The organism is Cupriavidus sp. 2SB (genome assembly GCF_005503625.1).
Classification (GTDB): domain Bacteria; phylum Pseudomonadota; class Gammaproteobacteria; order Burkholderiales; family Burkholderiaceae; genus Cupriavidus.
Genome location: NZ_SCMX01000098.1, coordinates 1 through 22,375 on the forward strand (window position 1 = coordinate 1; position 22,375 = coordinate 22,375).

Below are 22,375 nucleotides of genomic sequence, written 5' to 3' on the forward strand. Positions count from 1 at the left end.
TTCGCGACCAGCAAACGCTTGCCCAGCAAGGGATGGCGCGTAACTGACCGAAATTGCCAGGCGAGTTGACAGATTTACTGGCGCAACGGTGACAAATTTGGTACGGTCTACGACAGCGGCCCGGTCATGTTCTCTCCCGGCAAGTGATGGACGTGGCCACGTCAGACGACGGTTACAGGCACCGTGTTGCCGCTGATGGAGAGCATATCGTGACGCGTCACGAATTCCGCGACAGCAACGTCGGCAGCCCAATACGCTTCGTGAAGATACGGTGGCCATTGCAAGTGGCTGCTGAATCCGCCGTGGTCCTCCTGCCGGGCGAATTTGTCGTGCCAAGCTGTACCGCCGGAAAAGACCCAGCCCGATATAGCTGTGCCTGGGAATTGATCGTGCGTTATGTCAATCAGAATTCCGGAGACGAGGACCCACGCATGAGACTGGTTTTCTCGGAGGTTGGGATGCTCCCAACCACATATATAGGTTCCGGAGTGCCCCAAGTACTTCTCAATGAGCAAGCCGAGAATTGTGGTCGCATCCCCGCAGGCGCCCGCAGGAAAGTACCGTAGCTCCAGCGATGGTTGTGCTTTTGCAAAGAGTTCCAGCCCGCGTCGGCAGGCGACTGTTACTCGTTCGATTTCGGCAAGATTGAGCACGTTCTGTATTAGCGATGGGACCAAGGGCAAAGACGAGGATAGGGGGCCTCTTGATTTCCATGCAATTTACCGGGGCAGCCACATCTAGCACCCACGCGGGTTTCCGGGAGGTACCCGGACAAAATCCCCCAACAATCAACGACTTGCTGTCTGCCGTTTTTCGAACACGCCAAGTTGCTTGATGCAGCACTTTTGTGCCCAGTACGTTGCGCCGCCATTGCATTGCCGCTAACCTCCGCAGTCCGTCTCACGCTTGGAGAGCGCGATGGATTACTGGCGGTTGGCCTATCTGGGAATGCGGCAGATGCCGCGCGAGCTCAGCGAGTTCGAACTTGCCACGTTCTTCTCCTACTCTCCGAAGGAACGGGCGCTAATAGAGGCTCGCCGCAGTCACCTGTACCGTCTTGCCGTCGCTGTCCACATCGGCTTCATCCGCATGACGGGCCGCACGCTGGATGCCTCCAGGCACGTGCCCAGATTTCTCTGGGCTCATGTCGGTGCACAGATCGGGGTACCACCACCGGACATGGGCACGCTGACTGCCCTCTATGACGGGCGCACCGATACCCTGGTGGACCACCAGATGCTCGCATACCAGGCCCTCGGGTTCAGCCCGATCGTCGAGCACCAGCGCCGTTACGTGACTCGCTGGCTTAAGGAGCGACTGGCCGGTCAGCCCAGTCGTATCGAGTTGCTGCATGAACTGAAGCGCTGGCTGTACGAGCACCGCATCCTGATTCCCCATGACCGCGCCCTGAAGCGTCTGATCGGTCAAGCCGTGACGGCCTCCGAGGTAGCACTGACCGAGGCGCTAGTACTTGCCTACGGTGAAGCCTCCCTGGACGCGTGGGGCACATTACTGGCGCGACCGGAAGGCAACCGCCCGAGCCTGCAGCAATGGCTCTGGGCCGTGCCGTTACGGACTTCGACCCATCAAATGGGTGAACTGTTCGACAAGATCAATCGTCTGTACAAGCTGGGGATTCACCACGGCTGGCCAGCGGCGTGCAACGAGGCCGTAGTGCGTCACTATGCCAGACGCTGTGCCAATCGTCCGGCATCAGTCAGCAAGCGCATCGCGCAGCAATCGCGTCGATTGGAGACGGCCTGTTTTCTCCGCTATGCCCTGTGCTCGGCAACGGACCAACTGGCGTCCATGTTGCGGCACTGGATCCGGAAGTCCATCAATGATGCGGGGCGCCTGATCGATGCCGGTCAGGCCGACCCCAGCACGAGGATGCGCGAGTTCGCGACCGCCGTCAAAGCGCTGGCTGAAGATTCCGCCTTGACGCGCGAGGCGCTTTGCCAGCAGTTGGCCGCCCTGGCCGACGCCGCGCTTACCCAGCATCGGCTCAGCCGCGCCAAACTGATCCGTGCCCAGCTATTGTCCAGGCATCGGCCGGCCCGTGCCTTGCTCGCCAGACTAGTGCTGTTGCCTTTCACGTCGCAATCGGCACACCCGGTGACCGAGGCGCTCGCGATGTTGCAGACGCTTTACGCCCGTAACGCTGACTGGCTGCCGGAGCGCTCCGGGATCCAGCTAGGCCGCGCCTGGCAGGCAGCCGCTGGAAGGGCATGACCGCCAGCGGCCACTTGCTGCCTTTGAATGGGGCACCCTTTTGGGCTTGCGGGTGGCGCTGCGCAATGGGTCAGTTTTTCTCGAGCACAGCTTTGCCTTCCGTAGCCAGGCGACGCTCCTGATCGCGAACGACGAATGGCTGGCCAAGCGCAATCACTTTTATGGTCACTTGAAGCTGCCACAGGACGTCAATGCCTTTCTGGGGCCCGTGATCGCACACCTGGACACAGGCCTAGCCCGCCTGCGGGATGCCGCCGTGCGCGGCGAGATCAAGATCGACGAGGCGATCCACATTGACCCGTTGGTGGCAAAGGCCCCGATCGCTTCGGTGGAGGCCCTGCGGCGCGCCTTGTTCGAGCGGCACCCCGGCGGACAGTTGCCCGAGATCCTGTTGGAAATCGACAGCAGCACGCACTTCAGTTGGCTTCTGCTTGGCCGGGAACCCTATGCGCGCACGGAATTGCTGCTGGTCTACGCGGCAGTGCTGGCGCACGGCACGTCGATGTCGGCAGCGGATCTGGCGCGCATGGTGCCGGAGTTGTCGCCCAGCGCGATCCGGCAGATGATGCATCGCATTGCGGACGAGCGAAAGCTGAGGCAAGCTGCTGACGCCGTATTGACCTTCATGCATCAGCATTCGATCGCCGTGCACTGGGGGCGCGCCGATCTGGCGTCGTCGGACATGATGTCACTGGAAACAACACGTACGGTGTGGCGTGCGCGGGCCGATCCGCATCGCCGCACGCCGTCGATCGGCATGTACACACACGTTGGTGATCGTTGGGGGATCTTCTATGACCAGCCGATCCTGCTCAACGAACGGCAGGCCGGCGTGGCAATCGAGGGTGTGATCCGACAAGGCGGCGCCGAAGAAGTAGCGCAACTGGCCGTCGATACGCATGGTTTTATTGTTACGTGGACATTGTCATCTTTCCGCCATAGGTAAGGCCTATAGATAAGGACAGATACGTCGCCTGCCAGCCAGGCGGCACTGCCGACCGATAAACGGCGAACCGGGAGACCCCTGCGTTTATGCGCCGGGAGCTAATCGGCGCTTCGAAAGGAGTCTGCCATGGCCGTTCGCAACACCCTTTTTCCAAATGGGCAAAGAAGCGTCTTGCTGCTGGATGACGCTGGCGAACCTGTTCAGGTCGTCAATGACTACCTGCGACACCTTGCGGCACGAAACTGTTCGCCAAACACGCTGATTGCCTATGCCCACGATCTGCAACACCTGTGGCGCTTCCTCACGCAACAGCGACTGGAGTGGCAAGAGTTCAGGGTGTGGCATACCGTCGAACTTCTTGGTTATCTGAGATCGGTCCGGATTCCATTGTCGCCTCGCCGGCGTTCGATCGCCGAGGCGCTGACGATCGACGGAAGGGCAATGGCGCAACTGGCCCCGGCCACTGTCAACCGGATACTTGCAGCCGTCTCGTCGTTCTATGATTTTGCAATTCTCTCGGCCCAACTGGACAGCGCTAACCCGCTTGAGAAGACGCTTGATCACCAACAGCAGCGCGTAACCAGTAGGCATCGACCTTTCATGGACGGCGCGAGCCGCCAAAGGCCGTTGCGCAGGCGGGTGTCCGTAAAGACCGTGGATCGATTGCCTCGTCCGATGTCCGATGAACAGATCGACGCGCTCTTCGCGGAGCTTCATTGCCAGCGTGACCGGGCGATTCTGCGATTGATGCTGGATGGTGGGTTACGGCCAGGAGAAGCATTGGGCCTGCATTTGGAAGACGTCCGGTACGGCCAGCGTCGCATCATGGTGCGATATCGCAACGATCATCCGAAGGGCGTACGGGCTAAGTCACGCTTCGAACGCGTCGTTGATCTGCACGATCCCACCACGCTGGAAATCGTGAACATGTACGTCATGACCGAAAGGCCGAACGACGGGGACAGTCCCTTCGTATTTCTCGTCGGTGGCGCCGGGAGGCGTCGGCTCGAACCACCCGGCTATCCTGCCTTGTTCAAGCTGTTCATCAGGGCTTGTGAGCGAGCCAAAATTCGGGAACCATGGGTAACGCCGCACAGCCTGCGACACACCCATGCCACGCGTATGTGGGAGGCGGGTATGCGTGAGCTGACGCTCCAGAAGCGGCTCGGCCATGCATCCCCAGAGTCGACGCGCATCTACACCCGTATCTCCGATCGACAGGTCGTCGCCGATTATCGACAAGCGCTGGGTCTTGATCATGTCGAACCGATGAGCGGCGTTCCGCTGACCACCTGAACGATCTAGGATCGATGCCGCGACCGACAAACGTTGCAGCGAAACCGCTCGATACACCACATCGAGTTGGTTCGTATTGCTCCGAGTCTGAATATGCAGAGTTTGCCAATGCGCTGCCCGGGTCTCCCACCCGATCCCGCCGCAGGCTTAATGACATGCGCCGCTTCGTACGTCGCTGGCCGGACCTTCGAAGCTGGTTTGCGGAGCCCCTTGCCGTCCGTGTCGGCAGTGTGCCTGCGAGAAATCAATATGGGCTTGATGCCGAAATTTCCCACACTGGACGGCCGTTTCTTCTGTTCCTGGGGCTTCGCGGTTTCGTGCAGTTCGACTATCCATGGCTCTTCGCCAGCAGCCCGCTGTTCGTTCCGGAGACAGCGCGAGAAATGGGGCTGGATCTAGGTATCGACGCCCTCTGGCGTGATGCCCAGCGCCTTGGCTTTGGCAAGTTCGGTATCGACGCAACGTTGCGCTGGACTGTGAGTCGGGTGATATTGCATACCGGATGCCTCGACGTATCGATGCTCAGCGGAGCCCATGTGGATGAACTACGCGCAGGCGTGGCGGCGTTCCTTGCCAGCCGCGACCTTCACGAGTTCTATCCGAGCGCCTCAAGCAACTTCGAGGCTTGCCGAAAGAGCTGGACGCTGCGTGTGAATCAGCTTGAGTTGCTGCTGTTCCATCGAGGGCAACTGGATGCACAGCCGAAGAAGTTCATGCGCAGCATCAAGGAACGAACGCCCGTTGTCCCGCGCATGCAGGCGGTGGTGGAGCGCTGGCTCGAGGCGCGTAGCGCTACTGACCGGCCGCTAAGCGTGCAGAAATTCGAGCTCGCGCTGTATCGGTTTATGGTGTGGCTGAACAATGAACGGCCGGCGGTGAAAAGCTTTGCGCAGGTCACGCGAGACGATGTCCTGGAGTATCTGGTGGCGTTATCGGAGCAGCCGAGCCCGCGAACGGGGCAGCCCTTGGGCATACTGGCTCGACGCGGGCATGTTTCCGCGCTCTCACAATTCTTTCGCAACACTGCTGCATGGGAATGGGATGACACACCGGGGCGCCCATTGCTCGGCTCTGGAGATCTGCCGAAGATGCCGGTGCGAGTGCCTCGATTCATTCCAGCCAATGAGCTCGCGCGTCTGATGGTTGCCGTCGGTAACCTGGAGTGTCCGTATCAACGTACCGCTCTGCTCATCGCCCGATGGACCGGGGCTCGAAAGGGGGAGATTCAGCGACTGTCCGTCGATTGCCTCGATAGCTATCCCGATGGTACGGCCCGTCTGCGCTTACCAGCGGGCAAAACATATCGCGAACGCGTCGTGCCGTTGCATGAAGAAGCGGCAATTGAACTGAGGAAGTTGATCGCCCAACGAAATCAGAGGCGCGAGCGCGCACTGACCGATGAACTCACGGGAACACCGACGCGATACGTATTCATGGAGCACGGCAGACTGCTCTCGTGTGCTTACCTCTTCCAGGCATCGTTGAAACTCGCCTGCGAAGTCGCCGGCACTATCGATGAGAAGGGCCGTCGGACCATCAGCCCTCATCGCTTCCGTCACACCGTCGGTACGCAACTGGCCGAGCGGGGTGCGAAGCTGCACACGATCATGAGCATACTGGGGCATCGTAGTGCATCAATGTCGCTTGTCTATGCCCAGATCAGCGATCGTGAGGTATTACGCGACTACAAGGCTGTTCTGGAGCCCGGAGCAATCCTTGCGGGTCCCGCTGCGGCGCAGCTCCGCGGCGGGACCTTGCCGAAGTCCTCCGTAGATTGGCTAAAGTGCAACTTCTTCAAGACCGAACTGGAACTCGGTCATTGTTTGCGCTTGCCGGCCGAGGGACCTTGCGAGTGCGATATGTACTTGACGTGCGCGAAGTTCGTGACGACGCCGGCATACATGCCACGACTGAAAGAACGCCGCAAGCTCGAAATGACGCTGGCTAAGGATGCACAGGCACGCGGTTGGCCCAAGGAACGAGAGCGGCATTTGGCCATCGCCAGACGCATTGAGCAACTTCTGATCGATTTGGGGGAGTCAGGAAAGGACTCAGACTGACGCTGATCCGGTTGGGACGTCAGTCGCCTGACTGGCAAAAAACGCGACTTGTCCATATAAATACCGATTTCGCGATGAGCCAGTCCCGTCTGCTGGGTTTTGATCTGTGCCCTCGGCTTGCGCACTTGCGTGACAGGCGCCTGCACGTGCCCAGATGGCACGACGTGCCGCCCGAGTTGGCCGCTGTTACTGACGACGACATCCGACTGACCCTCATCGAGCCGGCCTGGGATGAGTTGGTCCGCATCGCGGCCTCTGTTCAGAGTGGGCAGTGCACGGCTGTCCAGGCGCTCACGCGATTCGGTGCAGCCGCGCGCGGGCAGCCTGTCTACGAGGCCGGCGTGCATCTCGGTCGGTTGTTTCGCACAATCTTCCTGATCGACTATTTCACCATACCCGCGTTCCGCCATGAGATGCAGCATGTGCTGAACCGCGGCGAAGCCGTCCATGTGGTCCAGCGGGCTATCCATCACGGCAAGATCCCTGTCGAACTGACGCGGCACGATGCGTCGCTGGCAGCCGTGTCCTCAGCCCTGACTTTGCTTGCCAATGCCCTGATGGCCTGGAACACCGTCTATCTTTAGCGCGCTGTGCAGGCAATGGAGAGCAGCGGCATGCCGTCGATCCGGCGCTGTATCCCTACTTATCGCCTTTAGGGTGGGAGCAACCTAACCGGCGACTACGTATAGCGCATTAGCCATAAATAGGCAGGAAAGTTTCGCCCCTTGAGTCGTCTAGCAGAGCAGGCATCATAGAATTCGATTTGCCCGGCACCAGATAACACCAATCTTTCCGAGGCATTACATTTCGTTATCACCCCACGTGAAGGTGGGCGGCTAGAAATAGAATATATGGATGCTGGAGAGGTCGGACCCGCGAAGGTGCTGGGCCGCGGAGCCGTGCTGGACAGCATCCAGGCGATCACATCGCGGGTTCGGCGCCCCCCCGGCTCAAATTTTGGTGGACAGGATGCCTCAAGTTCGGACCGGTGCCGACAGTTGCGCGATCTGCTGGCGAACCCGGCATCCCAGTCACACGATGCGTTACGCGCCCGCCTGCTAAGCGAATGACCATGAACCACTCGGCCGTGCAAGATTTCTTGTGGGACGTCATTATCGTCGGCGGCGGGCCTGCCGGACTCAATGCGGCCCTGGTGTTGGGTCGCTGCCGCCGGCGGGTTCTAATTTTCGATGACGGAAAGCCTCGCAATGCGGTGTCGCATGCGCTGCATGGGTTCCTAAGCCGGGATGGAGTCGACCCTGCGCAACTGCGCGCGATCGGCAGAGAGCAGCTCGCTTTATACCCGTCGGTCACTCTCGATGCAGAGCAGGTAGTGGATGCCGCGCGGACGGAAACCGGATTCACGGTGTGTACCTCGGACGGCCGCGAGTTCCGCGCGCGCAAGCTGCTGTTGTCTGCCGGTGTTGTCGACGTCCTGCCTGAGGCGCCTGGTTTCGCCGAACTTTACGGCAGGGGCGTGTTCCATTGTCCGTACTGCGATGGTTGGGAAATGCGTGACCAGCCGCTAGCCGTCTACGGGCGTGGAGACGACAAGGGCGCCGGACTGGCGCTCGAAATGAAGCTCTGGAGCCAGGATGTCGTCTTGTGCAGCGACGGCCCGAGCGACCTCACCCCCGAGTGCGGCCAACGGCTTCGACGGCATGGCATCGCACTGCGGGAGGAGAGGATCCTGCGTCTGGACATTGGCAGCCGTCTTCCGTACCGTGCATCCTTCGACATTGTATTCGACTCCGGACCGTGCCTGCACCGCGCTGGCTTGTTCTTTAACACCACCAGATGCCAGTCTACGGACCTTGCCAAGCGCCTGGGGTGCGACAGGTACGACCCCCAAGGATGCGAGGTGGAGAGCCACCAGCAGGCTACCCATGTACCGGGTCTGTACGTCGCAGGAGATGCATCACGCGACGTCCTGCAGGCGATCGTCGCGGCCAGCGAGGGGGCGCAGGCCGCGATCGGCATCAACACTGAGTTGCTCCAAGAGGATCTCGCCTGACCCATTTTTTGGCGCCGACTGCGAGGGTGTTCTGGACCGGGCCGCGCTTTGTCGTGATGTGCGCGCGCTACTTGTTCGACGCTGACCTCTGCGGCGACTTGGGCGCGCTGAAGCCAGCTTCGGATGCCGGGACATCGTGAAGGGATGAGCCGGCGGCCAGGAGCAGGATGGAGGTGCCCGAATTCCGTCCACTGTTCCCAGGAGGTCCTCCATGACACCGCTCCGCGAACGCATGCTGCACGACATGCAGATCCGCAACCTCGCTGCCAAAGGTTCAAGTACTGGTGCGGGCGTGATAGAGCGCTGGCTTGTCCGACCCAGTCGGCAAGTGTCGAGCGGCTCAACTCGACGCCATCCCGCGCGTATATCGCCGCCCTGCGTTCAACGCCTTCGATGGAACGGGGTAGCTCCCGTTAGTGCGAATCGCCTTTCATGCTCTCGGCTTCGATCGCGGCATGTAGTTCCTCAAATGCCTCGATTGGCTCCATGTCCTGATCGACGAACGCGGCCGCGCGCTCTGCGGCGGCCAGCGCGTCGTCCTGTTCAAGTAGTGACGAATTTCCGAGTTTTGCTCGGCGGTGAGTGGGAGCCCTCGAAAAGTGGGGTCCGTGTTGTGATGGATCTTGGTCAGGGCTGCCGGCAACTGCAGGCTTTGCCTGGCCGCCTGGAGCTTCTGGACGAGTTCGCTGGTTCGCGTGAACAGCACGCGGTAGCCGGCGTCGATCAGCGCATGGCCGATCGCTGACCCAAGATGGCTCTTGCCGCCACCTGGCGGACCGAAGATCAGGACGTTGGCCCCTTTGTCGAGCCAGGAGTCACCGATGGCCAGCGCCATGACGTGGGCCTTGGAGACCATCGGTACTGCATTGAAGTCGAAGCTGGCCAACGTCTTGGTCGGGTCCAGGCGAGATTCCGTGCGCTGTCGTTCGATACGACGCTTCGCTCGCTCGGCCAACTCATGCTCGAGCAAGGCACCCAGCAGCCGGGTTGCCTGCCAGCCTTCCTTGTCGGCACGCTGCGCGAACTCCGGCCAGAGGCGGCCGATGGTTGGCAGGCGCAGGTCATTGAGCATCAGGGTCAGACGCGCGGTGTCGTAGGTGATAGGCATGTTCATGCTGCTACCCCCTCACTGAGCAACGCGTCATAGCAGCTCGCCGGTGGCATCTCGACATTGACCACCGGGCAATCGGCCTGCCGGGGCGCAAACTCCTCGCGCAAGGCCTCCAGTTCAGGTAACCCACCGTTAGCGAGCAGGCCAGATTCTCAACGAATGCGACCCAGGTCTCAAATTGCATTATCGCCATGTTCGCTACCCCAGGCTGGCATGTCGGTCATTCTTAAGCCATGTTTGATCACAACAAAGGCATGCTTGGGATCCTTGCGGTTTCGGTCCAGACGTGGCGGTGCGGGATAAAGTCCTCGGTTCAACTGGTTGTCCGGCAAGCTCGCAGCGCGGTGGCAAACGGCGCCACATGGACGCATACTGGCCTGCGCCTTTAAGAATGCGCTGCGCATCATTCAGATTTGGCGGATTCAGCTTCTCGGGTTGCCGGCCAATCGCACGCGACCGCACCAATTCGAGAAACTTCTCCGTAGTCGGCCAGTGCCGTTCATCGGCGGCCACGTTATAGGCGCCAAAATATGCGATACCGAAAACCGCTGTGGCAAGAACAAGCAGCAACTCCACGATCGAACGGACGAAAGTTCTCATTGCTACTCTGCGTCAAATGCAAACCTGCTTACGTGCGTCGGGTGTGAGTGTACTGACGTAACATTCTGCCCGCCTGGAGTCGCCTTGGACGCGGTCGGGGGGCACTCAGGATTAAGCCGACGCACTCGCTAGCGTTCGATCTAGCGCTCCCTCATTGCGCGGCAATGGGGCGGCGACCGCTTCGTAGTTCGACGCGGCATTCGATTTCGCTATTGACAGTCGTGAGGATGCGACTATGACGATGCGTCCGTCAAGTGAAAACCACGCCTGATTTGACGCATAGCATCCGCCCGCAGGCGGCCGACGACCGCTGGCGGGCTCCGTTCGTCAGCCCATTCAGAGCCGACGATGCATACAGGGGCCGCGCTTGGCGTCCAGACGTAAAACGCACCCGCGCCAAGAATCGGAATCCTTCTGATACCCGAGTTTTTCGCAAGCTGGACCGTATATCAGGAGAGAAACATCCATGTCGTGCTCGGCTTGAGCCGTACGCTCGGATACCGTCGTGCATCCAACTACCATCATGATACTAATCAGAATAAAGAAACGCATTTCTTTCACCATTAACTTTAAAACTGGCACATAAAGTAAAACAATCGCCGAGTCGCTTTTAAAGAAGAAATGTCATCGAGCGAACGGCGCAGGCGACTCGCTGAATTTAATTTAGGCCGAGGTTGCTATAGCACCAAGTAGTTATTGAAATATTCCGAATAGAGACGGTAGTGGTGGATTACAAAACCATTACGGTACGGTAATTATACCGTCTGATAAACCGTTGCCGGCACACGACGCCGTTATTGATCAGCGCGCGACGCTCGCTTAGTATCATGCTGATCTCATCCGAACAGCTTTCGCATCAGCTCATGCTCCTCGCAGACTCGCGCATTAACGCGCCGTCAGAACGTCGGCAGGACGGACGGTATGCCCTGCGGTTCCGGCTGATGGCGTCGAACCGTCCCGCCTCAAGTGAAAAATGGCACCGGACGACCAGAGCCTTTGGTGCGCGATTTTCCCTTGTCAAGTCCGGTCGCGAATCACAGGAGAACGCTGCACTGCGGTCTATGCTCAATTTGTGGCAACTGCCCGCCGTCGGGAAGAAGTGCGTTGATCCATTTTCCTTCATACTGAACCTCTCCGGCAGGGCCACCCGCTATTGTTGCGCGCTCGCTGGAGAGATCCTTGCTAACACGGCGACATACGTTATTGTTGTACGGTTTCGTCAAGCAGTCGAATATCCATTTGACGGGCTTAGGTAAAGCATCGCCGACATAGTTTAAAACCAAACTCAGTGGTCGCCATAAAGTACGAACGATCATGGAACTTGTCCTCGAACCTGTCTCCGAAGTGGTGGAATTCGAACGCGTGCTATCCAACTTAGCCCGACTCGGATTCTTGGTAGCTTGGGAGTGCCTACCTGATGGCTCGTACCTCATCGAAGTCAAGGATGAACTATTGGAAGAGCTTTCTGGTTTTCCGCAATTCGTGCGGAAGCAGCGACTTTGATGGTGTTGCAGCGCGGGATTGGAGCACCCAAGTTAACCTCAATCTTTCAGGATCATTACATTTATGCTCCTATTCGGCCTGCGACCTACGTCGGGGAATAAAATGCAATCGGAAAACGCTTCGGATAGAAGATTCGATCCGCTACTTGTGATGTAAGGACGGGAATGAACTCAGGCATGCCGTTATCCATATCCGTTGGCGTGGCCCTCTGCCTTGCGCCTGGACAGATGTGGGCGATACAACTGGCATGGGTTGCCGAGACTCCTGCTGGACTCGGCATTGAAGGAATCAAGGCCGAAGGCCTCGACGGAGGGGATGAGGTCCAACTATTGGCGTTGGCGGCCAATCCCCGGCATCACTTGATGAAGCACGTTACGCCGCCGAAGGCTACGAACCTCCCGACGGACCGGTCGGAACGGCATCTGCGCCGGACAGTCAACAGGCGGGTTGCGAAGATGACAAGAAGACAAGGTCCATTGAACCCGTTGTTCCCAAAAATAGTGGACCCAATGCGCCCTAGTGCAGGACCATAACATGGAGATCTAAACGATGAAACAAAAGCTGATGGTCGGAGCCTTCATTGCTGCCGTATCGCTGACTGCGGCCGCGGTCGATATGAGCAATGTCGTAAAAACCTACGAATTGCAGGATGGTTCGAAAGTGCACGTCTTCAAGGACGGCAAGATGGGCATGGAGAACAAGTTTGGCAAGTCCATGAGCATGCCCGAAGGAAAGGTCATGGAGACCAAGGACGGCACGAAAATCATCATGAAGGGCAATGAGATTTTCAGGCTTGACGAAGCCCTCAAGAAGGGCCACAGCGAAGGGGGCTAATCTGACAAGGGCGCTTTAAGCGCCCTACTTGGCCCACTCAGGGAGCGCAGAAACAAAGATCCGCAACGGTTTCGTTGCCTGTATTCTCCATTCCTGCCGTTCCCCCGCAAGCAAATGAATCGTCACGGGCTGACTATTCGCCATCGGCGTTATGGCTTCACTCTGGGATAGCACGACAGCGATGTCGATGCTTTTGTCACCCAGGTTTCGCAAGCTGAGCGAAACCGTCTCACCGGTCCGGACGGCACGGCTCGCAGGCTGGCCGTCGAGATGGTCCACTTCCACCACCCACTCCGTCGCCGGCAATGTCTTCCCTGACGCGCCGGGCGCCAGATATGCGGCCGCCGCAGGATGCACGCCCGGCACGGGAATGATGTGTGCGTGAGCGACAAGCCCGGACAACCCCGCCAGCCCAAAAATTCCAAACTTGATTCGACGCAACGTTATCTCCTTCTCAGTAGAAAAGTTGAAACACAAACTGCGGTCACGTGCATCTGTGTCCCGGCGATAGCGGCCCGGTACGGTAACGCGCCCCGGTGGGGCCCCCCTTTGACCGCGCGCGCTCGTGTGGGATCAGGTCAGTCCGATGCGACCATGCGGGAAAGTCATGGTGAAACGGGTTCTTCCGCCGGAAGACGACGCGGCAATATTTCCGCCATGCGCAACAACGATCGCCTTCGTGATCGACAGCCCCAGCCCGACACTGTCTGAATCCAGTCGCGCCCTTGACTTGTCGGCCCGATAAAACCGATCAAAGATATAAGGAAGCAGATCCGGCCGGATCTCCTCGCCTTCATTCTCCACCACAATCATGGCAGTTGTACCCTGCTCCCGCACAGAAACCATGATCTGACGGCCCTCCGCGGTGTAACGCAGCGCATTAGACAAGAGGTTGCTGAGCGCCCGACGCACCATCAGGCGATCTCCCGTGATTCGGGCATTGCCGTGAAGTTGCAGGTTGACGCCCTTGTCCTCGGCCAGCGCGTCGTAGAAGTCGAAGAGTGCCTGGACCTCGTCGGCAATGTCGATCGATTCCTCGTTGGGCAGCGTAATGCCGTGCTCCATTTTTGCCAGGTACAGCATATCCGAGACCATCCGTCCAAGACGCTGAAACTCCTCGGCGTTTGAGGTGAGCACGTCACGATACTTTGCAGCGTCACGCGGCTGGGCCAGAACGACATGTGTCTGCGTCATGAGGTTGGTAATCGGGGTGCGCAACTCGTGCGCCAGATCTGACGAAAACTCGGACAATCGTTGAAAGTCGTTCTGCAGACGCTCGAGCATCGCGTTCAATGTCGCCGCGAGATCCGCCATCTCAACCGGCACCGCAGCCACCGGCATGCGCGCATCTAACCTGTTCGCCGTCACATCTTTCGCGCGCGATGCCATCATGCGCAGTGGCGCAAGACCGCGGCGTGCGGCCCACCAGCCCAGCAAGCCGCTGGCGAAGGCGGCAAGCATTGTATAGAAAGCCAAGGACCGGCGGAAAGCATGCATGAAGTGTGCATGAATCTCAGTGTCCATTCCGACGACTATTTTCAAAGCGCCGGCGCCTAACATGGGAACTTCCGCGCGCATGCCGCGGTAGTACTTGGCTTCCTGCTGCCACACGAAGGTGCCTTCGTAGGTCAGCCCCTCGTTCGTAGCGCTCTCCGCCGGCCTGAAATCGAAATCCCGCGTGGCAAAAAGCATCTTGCCTTGAGCGGTCTGCACCCGCGCGACAAAGCCCGGATGGTGTTCCACCAGCTCCCGCAGGCGCGCAGGCAAACGATCCACAGGCGTTTCATGCGCGACGCGTTCAATCAGACGGATGTTGTCACCCAGCACCACAAAATCTTCATTGGCAAAATGCCTCTCCATCGCCAGCCAGATGAGCACTCCGAGTCCGAGCAGGACGACTGCAGAAGACAGCGAGAACAGGATGGTCAGCCGAACAGTCAGAGACAGACGGTGCCTCATAACGGATCCTCGGGCGCCTCGAGTACGTATCCCATGCCGCGCACGGTCTGGATCAGTTTTACCTCAAAGCCGTCATCGATTTTTGCCCGCAGGCGCCGGATCGCCACGTCGATCACGTTGCTGTCGCTGTCGAAGTTCATGTCCCACACCTGGGAGGCAATGAGGGATCGGGGCAGCACCTCCCCCCTTCGACGCGCAAACAACTCGAGCAAGGCGAATTCCTTGCTGGTCAGCGTGATGCGTCGGCCACCGCGAGAAGCCCGTCGCCGGCTCAGGTCCAGAATCAGATCGGCAACCTGAATCCGGTCCATTGCCAACTGCACCGCGCCTCGACGCAGCAGCGTCCTGACCCTGGCAAGCAGCTCTGAAAAAGCAAATGGCTTGACCAGATAATCGTCCGCCCCGAGTTCCAGGCCTCGCACGCGATCAGCAACACTGTCTCGCGCTGTCAGAAACAAGACAGGGACCGCGTTCCCTGACGCGCGGATGGCATGCAGGATATGCCATCCGTCGACGTCGGGCAGCATGACATCGAGGACGATGAGATCGTAGGTTTCGTTGACCGCGAGATGTTGACCATCGAGTCCATTGGCGATCAGGTCGACCACGAACCCCGCCTCGGTTAGGCCTTGCCGGAGATATTCTCCCGTCTTGATTTCATCTTCCACTACCAGCAGCTTCATTGCCCAGCCTCCTCCCAACCCGATCGACCGGGTTTTGTTAATACAAATGTTATCTTCGGCGTAGTCTACCCAGTACGCACCGAGGTGACCCCAACCTGTCCGGAATGTAATATTCAGGTAAGTCGTCGGTAGCCAGCATCTCGCTACTCTTTGATCTGCCGCAAAACCGACGCGGCCATTCAAGCGAAAAGGACTATTTTCATGCGACGTGATCGACCGTCTGGCATCTTGCTGCCCAACCTGCCGCGCCGCCGTTTCGTACAAGGTTTGGCCGCCGGCGGGGTAATGGCGGGGCTGAGTGCCTTGGGCGGAACTGCTTGGGCACAATCCTCGGGCCTCCCCGAAAGCACTTCATCCGGCACCGCCCCGGTATTGACTGGGACGGAGTTTGACCTTGTCATCGCCGAATCGGTTGTCAACTTTACCGGTACGCCCCGGCTAGCGACAACGATCAATGGGATGCTTCCCGGTCCGACGCTGCGCTGGCGGCAAGGCGACACGGTCACGATCCGCGTAACGAACCGCTTACGCGAGCATACCTCGATCCACTGGCACGGCATCATCCTGCCGTTCCAGATGGACGGCGTACCGGGAATCAGCTTTGCCGGTATCGCCCCCGGCGAGACATTTACCTACCAGTTCAAGGTCGAACAGACCGGCAGCTACTGGTATCACTCGCATTCCGGCTTCCAGGAAATGACCGGCGTGTATGGCGGCATCGTGATTGATCCGGCCGCCGGTGTGGACGGTGTCCGAGCCGACCGGGACTACACGATTCTGCTCTCGGACTGGACCGACGAAGATCCTATGCGGGTCCTGTCAAAACTGAAGGTTCAAGGCGACTACTACAACTACAACAAGCCGACCGTCTTCGATTTCTTCCGCGACGTTTCAAACGACGGTGTGAAGAGCGCTTTCGAAAAGCGCAAGATGTGGAACGAGATGCGGATGAATCCGACCGACCTCGCAGACCTTTCCAGTGCCACGCTGACCTATCTGACCAATGGCGTCACCCCCGCTGGCAATTGGACAGGCCTGTTCAAGCCCGGTGAGAAAGTGCGCCTACGATTCATCAACGGGTCCGGAAATACGTTTTATGACGTCCGTATTCCCGGCCTGAAGCTCAAGGTCATTCAAGTCGACGGCCAGAATCTGGAGCCCGTAAGCGTTGACGAGTTCCGCTTTGGTCCCGGCGAGACCTACGACGTGCTGGTGGAACCGCGAGACGACGCCTATACGATCTTCTCCCAATCCATGGATCGCACTGGCTACGCCCGCGGCACACTCGCGGTGCGAGCAGGACTCAGCGCCCAGGTGCCGGCCGTGGACAAGCCCGAGTGGCTCACCATGACCGACATGATGGGAAGCATGGGTGGCATGGGTGGCATGGGTGGCATGGGTGGCATGGACCACAGCAAGATGGACATGGGCGGCACGAGCCAAGGCGGCATGGCTGGCATGAACCATGGGGCCATGACCATGGACCATAGCCAGCACGCGATGGGTGGCATGGCCATGGATGTTTCGCTCAAGGTCCCCAGCACGAAGGCTCGGCACGCCAAGACCGAATATGGCGCGACCACGGACATGCACGTGGACATGGCCAGAACCAATCTCGACGACCCTGGCATCGGTCTGCGCAACAACGGCCGCCGAGTTCTCACGCTGGCCGATCAACATACCATTGGCGGCCCCCTCGACAGGCGCGGTCCCGCTCGGGAAGTCGAACTGCACCTGACCGGCAACATGGAACGCTACTCCTGGTCGATCGATGGTGTTGAGTACGGCAAATCGACACCTGTCCGCTTCAAGTACGGTGAACGACTGCGTGTGATTCTGCACAACGACACGATGATGACCCACCCGATGCACCTGCACGGCATGTGGAGCGAGCTCGAGTCACCTGACGGCTCGTTCCAGGCGCGTCGACATACCATCCCGGTCCAACCTGCGCAGCGGATCAGCTTCCTGGTAACCGCCGACGCACTGGGCCGCTGGGCATGGCACTGCCATCTCATGCTGCACATGGATGCCGGGATGTTCCGCGAAGTACTTGTGGCCTGATCCGACTCTCTTCAACCGACTACCAGATCCCATGTACAAGTACACACGAATTGCAGTCGCCGTCCTACTTACTGCGGGAATGAGCGCCGCGTGGGCACAGCACTCGCATTCGCCCAACAGTTCAAACAATGATGGTGCGCCGGCAAACGAAGCAACGCCGGATTCACGCCCCCAGAAGGCGACAGCCCCAACCGCGAAGAAGCAGGGCTCGACGCCGAGCGCAGGACAAGGTTCGATGCAGGGGATGGACCACAGCCAGATGCAGGGCATGGGCCAAGGCTCAATGCAGGGCATGGACCACAGCCAGATGCAGGGCATGGGCCAGGGTTCGATGCAGGGGATGGACCACAGCCAGATGCAGGGCATGGGCCAAGGCTCAATGCAGGGCATGGACCACAGCCAGATGCAGGGCATGGGCCAGGACTCGATGCAGGGCATGGACCACAGCCAGATACAAGGCATGGAGCAGGGCTCGATGCAAGGCATGGACCACAGCCAGATGCAGGGCATGGATCATGGCGCCATGCAGATGCAGGGTGGAAGCGCTCCGCCGGACGCCAGAGATCCAGATGCGTATTCCGACGGCGCAAAGCTCGGTGTCGGCCAATACGCGATCGGACCCAGCAGATCGCTGCATATGGCGGACGAACATATCTTCACGTCCGTTCTCGTTGATCGCCTTGAATGGACGAAAGGCAACGAAAGCAATGCGGCTTCCTATGAAGCGCAGGCGTGGATTGGGAATGCGTTCAACAAGTTCGTCATCAAGGCAGAAGGCGAGGTCGAAAAGGGCAAGGTTCCCGAAGCCCGCACCGAACTGTTGTGGGGACACGCCATTTCTACGTATTGGGACACCCAACTGGGTATCCGGAACGACGCCGGCTATGGGCGCCCAGCACGCAACTGGCTTGCGTTCGGTGTGCAAGGGTTGGCGCCTTACTGGTTCGAAGTCGAGGCGACCGGCTATGTCGGCACCGAGGGGCGAACCGCGCTGCGCCTCTCCGGTGAATATGATTTGCTGCTGACCCAGAGGCTGATCTTGCAGCCCAGGTTGGAAGCCAGCCTATACGGAAAGAACGACCCCGAAATCGGTATCGGCAGTGGCCTTTCCAGCGGCGCTGTCGGAGTGCGATTGCGCTATGAATTTAGCCGGCAGTTTGCGCCGTACATCGGTATCGAACGCTCGCAAAGCTTCGGCAATACCGCAAACATGGTCCGAGCCTCCGGTGGCCGCAGCGGCGAGACGCGCTTCGTCGCGGGTATTCGCATGTGGTTCTGACCGTCTTTTCTTTTCACACCCCACCAGTACTTGGAGTTCTTCATGCAAGCATCACGCCTCACTATTCGTGCGACCCTCACGGCTGCCGCATTGCTCGTCAGCTCCGTGGCCTTTGCGCACCCGAAGCTGCTCACGTCGACCCCCGCTGACAAGGCGGAAGTCGCCGCCCCCCAAAAGATCGAACTGAAGTTCTCAGAGAATCTTTCGACGCAGTTCTCCGGCGCAAATCTCCTGATGACCGGCATGCCGGGCATGGCTGACCACTCGCCGATGAAGATCGCAGCAAAGGTAGCCAGCGGCGACGATCCCAAGACCATGGTGGTCACGCCCGCGCAGCCGCTTAGCCCCGGCAACTATCGTGTGGAATGGCGCGCTGTATCGTCCGACACCCATCCGATCAACGGCAATATCACCTTCACCGTCAAGTAAGCTGCAATGGACTGGGCAACTGTCGCAGTGCGTTTCGCACTCTATCTAGATCTCGCAGCGCTGTTTGGCCTTCCGCTGTTCGCCTTGTATGCATTGCGCCAGGAGGAGCGGCGGTCATCGATCGGCGCCTCCTTTGCAACCCTTTGCAAGGTGGCCGCAACGCTCGGTATCGTCCTGTCGTTCGTGAACATCGCCGTTATGGCGAAGGGCATGACGGGCGCCGCTTCGTACACCGAACTTCAAGGCCACGTTTTCGAGATGATTGTGACCGGGACCGCGTTCGGTACGGCCTGGATGGTTCGTCTGGTTGCCCTGTTTCTGTGCCTGCTTGCCGCGCTTTTCCTGCGTAATCGGCCGCTGTCCCAGTTCAGCGCCATAACAGGCGGTGCCGCGTTCGCCCTGGCAACGTTGGCGTGGGGGGGGCACGGCGCGATGGACGACGGCGTAAAGGGCTATATCCACCTTGCATCAGACATCGCGCACCTGATCGCAGCCGGCGCATGGTTCGGTGCCCTGATCGCCTTCGTTGTGTTGTCCCGCACGGCCGCAACCCCCAACAAGGTGGCGCTACTGAGCCGGACGTCCAACGGGTTCGCCCAGGTCGGCACGATGGTGGTTGCCACCCTGGTGGTCACCGGCGTCGTCAACTACTGGATGATTATTGGGTTGCAACTGCCGGAACTGAGCCTGGCATCGTACGGTGGCCTGCTGCTATTCAAGCTAGCGCTCTTCGGCGTCATGCTGCTGCTCGCGGCTGCCAACCGTTTCCATCTCAGCCCGCAGCTTGAACATGCGGTTCGCACCGGGGATCACGTGGTCGCCGTACGCACGCTGCAACGCAGTTTGACGATCGAGACCGGCGCCGCGACGCTGATCCTGGTTCTGGTTGCGTCGCTCGGCATTCTTTCCCCCATGGCAATGTAAGACCTATCTAGTCCATGGGCTGAGTCGATCCGACTCAGCCCAGCCCTAACATCCCACCACCGAGGTTCGCCATGAAGACACTCGCGCTTTCCCTCATCGCCGTGGCCTTTGTACCGTTGCTGGCGACAGCCGCCCCGAGCAATGACAGCTCGGCCACTCGCAAACCGGCTGCATCGGTCACAGGACAACCTGGCGATAGTGCCAAGGCCACGCGCACGGTGGACGTCACGATGAACGACACCATGCGATTCTCGCCCGACGCGATCCCGGTGAAAGCGGGTGACACCATCCGGTTCCAGGTACGCAATGCCGGGATGGTCGAGCACGAAATGGTGATCGGCACGACGGCCGAACTGGAAGAGCATGCAAAAATGATGCGGGAGATGGCCGGCGAAAAGCACGCTGCCCCGAACAAGCTCACGCTCGCACCGGGCGCACAGGGAACTCTCGTCTGGCGGTTTGACAAGCCTGGTACCGTCGATTTCGCCTGCCTGGTGCCCGGCCACTTCGAAGCCGGTATGGTCGGCAAGGTCGTTGTGAGAAAATAGCGCGGCGCGCGACTAACCACTCCCGCCAAACAGACCGATGGCCTCCAACCTGTGACGACGACAGGCATGGAGGCCGTTCTTGTTGCTCGACAGACTAGCGACCGATGTACTCGTTGGTCGCCTCGCGCTGGGCGGCCTGCACCTTCTCTGGCCAGGTGCTTTTGATGTAGGCCAGTACTGCAACGATGTCCTCGTCTGACATCGACGACTTGAAGGCCGGCATGTCGCTGACATAATTGCTCGGTGCAGAGACGCCTGGTACCAATCCATTCTTCGTGAGCGAGAACAGTATCGCGTCTGCATGGTGCCAGGTATGGCCTGACGCGTCGTGTGGCGGGGCCGGCAGCCGCCCACTCGGAAGCCGATCGCGCCAGTTAGGCTGCCCTTCCAGTTTGGCACCGTGGCACGCGGCACATGCCTGCGCATATAGCTGCCTGCCTCGCTCCACCCGCTGTGAATCCGATGCGTCGATGCGCAATTCGCGCCCACTCCCTGCCCGATCGAGGATTGGCGGTGTCTCCAGATAGCGTTTGGTCTGCAGCGCGATGACCGTCGCGGCGACGGTACCTAACCCCAGGAGGCAGATGATCCTCCAGCGCGGCTTGTTGGATTCTTCCATGCCAGCATTGTCTGGTGGCATGGGCGCCGCCAGCTCTGATTCCGTTAGTCTTGGGAGAAGGGCTTACCCTGGAAATCCACCGTGACCAGGCCGCCGTTCAGCTTGCCCATGCCCGGTGAATTGGTCGGCATGCCGGGCACTGCAACGCCCTTGACTGCGCGATTGGCCACCAGTTTCTGGATAGCGGCGGCCGGCACGTGCCCCTCGATAACCTGACCGCTATTTTCGAGCACGGCGGTGTGGCAGGAACTGAATGAGGCAGGCACGCCAAGTCGCGTCTTTACCGAGGTCACATCCGTCGAGTTGATCACCTTGGTGGGGAAGCCGGCCTGATTGACGTGCTTCACCCACTCTTCGCAACAACCGCAGTTGGGATCCTTATAGACCATCATGGCAGGCGCCGCGGCATACGACACGGTACTTCCTGCCAGGATGGCAGCGGCAAACAGGTATTTCATTAGAATTTTCCTTGTACTGAACTTACTTGAAACAACGCCCGGCTCGCGTCAGACACTCGTCCGCCTGAGCCTCAGCGCGTTGGAAATCACCGATGCGGAACTCAGGCTCATCGCGAGTGCCGCAATCATGGGGGACAGCAACAACCCAGTAAACGGGTACAGGACGCCAGCGGCCAAGGGCACGCCAAGCGCGTTATAGACAAAGGCAAATGCCAGGTTTTGCTTCATGTTGCGGATCGTCGCTTCCGAGAGGTTTCGGGCTCGGGCGATGCCGCGCAAATCGCCCTTGACCAGGGTAACCTGGGCACTGTTCATTGCCACATCGGTCCCGGTGCCCATGGCGATGCCCACATCGGCCTTGGCCAGTGCAGGTGCGTCGTTGATCCCGTCACCCGCCATGGCTACCACGTCGCCAGCGTCCTGCAGTTGCGTCACCAACGCAAGCTTGTCGGCGGGCTTCACTTCCCCGCGGAACTCGTCGATGTTCAGATTGGTGGCCACCGCCTTCGCTGTGGCGAGGCCATCGCCGGTGGCCATGATCACGCGGATACCCTCGTCCCGCAGACTCTGCAACGCTTCCGGCGTCGAGTGCTTGATGGGGTCCGATACGGCAAGTAGCCCAGCCAGCGTGCCGTCAATGGACAAATACATGACGCTGGCTCCTTGCACGCGCAGGTCGTCGGCTTGCGCACGCAGCGGCTCGACCTGGACACGCTCCTCCTCCATGAGCGCCGTGTTGCCAATGGCGAGCCTTTTCCCGGCCACGATTCCTCGAACGCCAATCCCCGTGCTCGATTCAAAATTCTCAGCCTTCTC

19 protein-coding genes and 4 pseudogenes are annotated in these 22,375 nt (G+C 59.6%); 12 read left to right on the forward strand and 11 right to left on the reverse strand.

Annotated features, from left to right (window positions below; translation table 11 throughout):
• Window positions 1-161: 161 nt before the first annotated feature.
• Complete coding sequence (locus FFS21_RS28505) at window positions 162-653, reverse strand: hypothetical protein (protein ID WP_137928051.1); 492 nt, start codon at window positions 651-653, stop codon at window positions 162-164.
• A gap of 265 nt (window positions 654-918) precedes the next feature.
• Between FFS21_RS28505 and FFS21_RS28510 the strand changes: the two are divergent.
• From FFS21_RS28510 to FFS21_RS28530, 5 genes and pseudogenes are all read left to right on the forward strand, one after another.
• Window positions 919-3,139, forward strand: a pseudogene (locus FFS21_RS28510) (Tn3 family transposase); the annotation flags it as partial.
• Between the two features lie 165 nt (window positions 3,140-3,304).
• The gene (locus FFS21_RS28515; RefSeq protein WP_137928052.1) at window positions 3,305-4,474 is read left to right on the forward strand and encodes a tyrosine-type recombinase/integrase; all 1,170 of its coding nucleotides are present in this window, start codon (window positions 3,305-3,307) and stop codon (window positions 4,472-4,474) included.
• A gap of 155 nt (window positions 4,475-4,629) precedes the next feature.
• On the forward strand, window positions 4,630-6,534 hold the full coding sequence (locus FFS21_RS28520) for a site-specific integrase (RefSeq protein WP_137928053.1): 1,905 nt from the start codon (window positions 4,630-4,632) through the stop codon (window positions 6,532-6,534).
• A 53-nt stretch (window positions 6,535-6,587) separates the two neighbouring features.
• A pseudogene (locus FFS21_RS28525) lies at window positions 6,588-7,181 on the forward strand (Tn3 family transposase); the annotation flags it as partial.
• Between the two features lie 425 nt (window positions 7,182-7,606).
• On the forward strand, window positions 7,607-8,548 hold the full coding sequence (locus tag FFS21_RS28530; RefSeq protein ID WP_171020518.1) for an NAD(P)/FAD-dependent oxidoreductase: 942 nt from the start codon (window positions 7,607-7,609) through the stop codon (window positions 8,546-8,548).
• A 413-nt stretch (window positions 8,549-8,961) separates the two neighbouring features.
• On the opposite strand, the pseudogene FFS21_RS32315 reads toward FFS21_RS28530, so the two are convergent.
• The 4 genes and pseudogenes from FFS21_RS32315 to FFS21_RS28545 all read right to left on the reverse strand — a co-directional run bounded on the left by FFS21_RS32315 (window position 8,962) and on the right by FFS21_RS28545 (window position 11,575).
• Window positions 8,962-9,170 (reverse strand): annotated as a pseudogene (locus FFS21_RS32315) (hypothetical protein).
• Window positions 9,168-9,662 (reverse strand): annotated as a pseudogene (locus FFS21_RS32320) (ATP-binding protein); the annotation flags it as partial. The pseudogenes FFS21_RS32320 and FFS21_RS32315, both read right to left, overlap by 3 nt.
• 195 nt (window positions 9,663-9,857) lie before the next feature.
• Entirely contained in the window at window positions 9,858-10,259 is a 402-nt protein-coding gene (locus tag FFS21_RS28540) for a hypothetical protein (RefSeq protein WP_137928054.1), read from the reverse strand.
• Between the two features lie 1,034 nt (window positions 10,260-11,293).
• A complete protein-coding gene (locus FFS21_RS28545) occupies window positions 11,294-11,575 on the reverse strand; it encodes a hypothetical protein (protein ID WP_137928055.1) in 282 nt (93 codons plus the stop codon).
• Between FFS21_RS28545 and FFS21_RS28550 the strand changes: the two genes are divergently transcribed.
• Both FFS21_RS28550 and copK read left to right on the forward strand, forming a co-directional pair.
• A complete protein-coding gene (locus tag FFS21_RS28550; protein ID WP_137928056.1) occupies window positions 11,574-11,762 on the forward strand; it encodes a hypothetical protein in 189 nt (62 codons plus the stop codon). The two genes, FFS21_RS28545 and FFS21_RS28550, sit on opposite strands and share 2 nt — an antisense overlap.
• A 549-nt stretch (window positions 11,763-12,311) precedes the next feature.
• Window positions 12,312-12,596 carry a periplasmic Cu(I)/Cu(II)-binding protein CopK gene (copK, locus tag FFS21_RS28555; protein WP_029307141.1) on the forward strand — a complete coding sequence of 95 codons (285 nt, stop codon included), beginning with the start codon at window positions 12,312-12,314 and terminating at the stop codon, window positions 12,594-12,596.
• A 24-nt stretch (window positions 12,597-12,620) separates the two neighbouring features.
• Here the strand turns inward: copK and FFS21_RS28560 are convergent, their stop codons facing one another.
• The 3 genes from FFS21_RS28560 to FFS21_RS28570 all read right to left on the reverse strand — a co-directional run bounded on the left by FFS21_RS28560 (window position 12,621) and on the right by FFS21_RS28570 (window position 15,238).
• Window positions 12,621-13,037, reverse strand: coding sequence for a copper resistance protein CopN (locus FFS21_RS28560; protein ID WP_237381003.1), 417 nt, complete (start codon window positions 13,035-13,037; stop codon window positions 12,621-12,623).
• A gap of 132 nt (window positions 13,038-13,169) precedes the next feature.
• Window positions 13,170-14,555, reverse strand: a complete 1,386-nt coding sequence (locus FFS21_RS28565) for a heavy metal sensor histidine kinase (protein WP_137928058.1) — start codon at window positions 14,553-14,555, stop codon at window positions 13,170-13,172.
• Window positions 14,552-15,238, reverse strand: coding sequence for a heavy metal response regulator transcription factor (locus tag FFS21_RS28570; protein WP_137928059.1), 687 nt, complete (start codon window positions 15,236-15,238; stop codon window positions 14,552-14,554). The genes FFS21_RS28565 and FFS21_RS28570 overlap by 4 nt, the downstream gene beginning before the upstream one ends.
• 201 nt (window positions 15,239-15,439) lie before the next feature.
• Between FFS21_RS28570 and FFS21_RS28575 the strand changes: the two genes are divergently transcribed.
• The 5 genes from FFS21_RS28575 (at window position 15,440) to FFS21_RS28595 (ending at window position 20,482) form a co-directional block, all read left to right on the forward strand.
• Window positions 15,440-17,302 carry a copper resistance system multicopper oxidase gene (locus FFS21_RS28575; protein WP_137928068.1) on the forward strand — a complete coding sequence of 621 codons (1,863 nt, stop codon included), beginning with the start codon at window positions 15,440-15,442 and terminating at the stop codon, window positions 17,300-17,302.
• Window positions 17,303-17,333: 31 nt separating this feature from the next.
• Window positions 17,334-18,581 (forward strand): copper resistance protein B, encoded by a 1,248-nt coding sequence (locus FFS21_RS28580; protein WP_137928060.1) that lies wholly within the window; start codon window positions 17,334-17,336, stop codon window positions 18,579-18,581.
• Window positions 18,582-18,623: 42 nt separating this feature from the next.
• A complete protein-coding gene (copC, locus tag FFS21_RS28585) occupies window positions 18,624-19,010 on the forward strand; it encodes a copper homeostasis periplasmic binding protein CopC (protein ID WP_137928061.1) in 387 nt (128 codons plus the stop codon).
• Between the two features lie 6 nt (window positions 19,011-19,016).
• Window positions 19,017-19,934 (forward strand): copper homeostasis membrane protein CopD, encoded by a 918-nt coding sequence (copD, locus tag FFS21_RS28590; protein WP_137928062.1) that lies wholly within the window; start codon window positions 19,017-19,019, stop codon window positions 19,932-19,934.
• 71 nt (window positions 19,935-20,005) lie between these two features.
• The gene (locus tag FFS21_RS28595) at window positions 20,006-20,482 is read left to right on the forward strand and encodes a cupredoxin domain-containing protein (RefSeq protein WP_137928063.1); all 477 of its coding nucleotides are present in this window, start codon (window positions 20,006-20,008) and stop codon (window positions 20,480-20,482) included.
• Between the two features lie 94 nt (window positions 20,483-20,576).
• Here FFS21_RS28595 and FFS21_RS28600 read toward each other — a convergent pair whose 3' ends face one another.
• The 3 genes from FFS21_RS28600 to FFS21_RS28610 form a co-directional block, all read right to left on the reverse strand.
• Complete coding sequence (locus tag FFS21_RS28600) at window positions 20,577-21,101, reverse strand: c-type cytochrome (protein WP_137928064.1); 525 nt, start codon at window positions 21,099-21,101, stop codon at window positions 20,577-20,579.
• Between the two features lie 44 nt (window positions 21,102-21,145).
• Window positions 21,146-21,559 carry a DUF411 domain-containing protein gene (locus FFS21_RS28605; RefSeq protein WP_137928065.1) on the reverse strand — a complete coding sequence of 138 codons (414 nt, stop codon included), beginning with the start codon at window positions 21,557-21,559 and terminating at the stop codon, window positions 21,146-21,148.
• A gap of 48 nt (window positions 21,560-21,607) precedes the next feature.
• Window positions 21,608-22,375: HAD-IC family P-type ATPase (locus FFS21_RS28610; RefSeq protein WP_137928066.1), on the reverse strand; the 768-nt coding region annotated here is incomplete at its 5' end.

What these genes read in the sequence shown, in the direction of transcription:
- FFS21_RS28515 (WP_137928052.1), top strand. Translation starts at nt 3,305, where the DNA reads ATGGCCGTTCGCAACACCCTTTTTCCAAATGGGCAAAGAAGCGTCTTG.
- FFS21_RS28520 (WP_137928053.1), top strand. Translation starts at nt 4,630, where the DNA reads ATGCGCCGCTTCGTACGTCGCTGGCCGGACCTTCGAAGCTGGTTTGCG.
- FFS21_RS28530 (WP_171020518.1), top strand. Translation starts at nt 7,607, where the DNA reads ATGAACCACTCGGCCGTGCAAGATTTCTTGTGGGACGTCATTATCGTC.
- FFS21_RS28540 (WP_137928054.1), bottom strand. Translation starts at nt 10,259, where the DNA reads ATGAGAACTTTCGTCCGTTCGATCGTGGAGTTGCTGCTTGTTCTTGCC.
- FFS21_RS28550 (WP_137928056.1), top strand. Translation starts at nt 11,574, where the DNA reads ATGGAACTTGTCCTCGAACCTGTCTCCGAAGTGGTGGAATTCGAACGC.
- FFS21_RS28545 (WP_137928055.1), bottom strand. Translation starts at nt 11,575, where the DNA reads ATGATCGTTCGTACTTTATGGCGACCACTGAGTTTGGTTTTAAACTAT.
- copK (WP_029307141.1), top strand. Translation starts at nt 12,312, where the DNA reads ATGAAACAAAAGCTGATGGTCGGAGCCTTCATTGCTGCCGTATCGCTG.
- FFS21_RS28565 (WP_137928058.1), bottom strand. Translation starts at nt 14,555, where the DNA reads ATGAGGCACCGTCTGTCTCTGACTGTTCGGCTGACCATCCTGTTCTCG.
- FFS21_RS28570 (WP_137928059.1), bottom strand. Translation starts at nt 15,238, where the DNA reads ATGAAGCTGCTGGTAGTGGAAGATGAAATCAAGACGGGAGAATATCTC.
- FFS21_RS28575 (WP_137928068.1), top strand. Translation starts at nt 15,440, where the DNA reads ATGCGACGTGATCGACCGTCTGGCATCTTGCTGCCCAACCTGCCGCGC.
- FFS21_RS28580 (WP_137928060.1), top strand. Translation starts at nt 17,334, where the DNA reads ATGTACAAGTACACACGAATTGCAGTCGCCGTCCTACTTACTGCGGGA.
- copC (WP_137928061.1), top strand. Translation starts at nt 18,624, where the DNA reads ATGCAAGCATCACGCCTCACTATTCGTGCGACCCTCACGGCTGCCGCA.
- copD (WP_137928062.1), top strand. Translation starts at nt 19,017, where the DNA reads ATGGACTGGGCAACTGTCGCAGTGCGTTTCGCACTCTATCTAGATCTC.
- FFS21_RS28595 (WP_137928063.1), top strand. Translation starts at nt 20,006, where the DNA reads ATGAAGACACTCGCGCTTTCCCTCATCGCCGTGGCCTTTGTACCGTTG.
- FFS21_RS28600 (WP_137928064.1), bottom strand. Translation starts at nt 21,101, where the DNA reads ATGGAAGAATCCAACAAGCCGCGCTGGAGGATCATCTGCCTCCTGGGG.
- FFS21_RS28605 (WP_137928065.1), bottom strand. Translation starts at nt 21,559, where the DNA reads ATGAAATACCTGTTTGCCGCTGCCATCCTGGCAGGAAGTACCGTGTCG.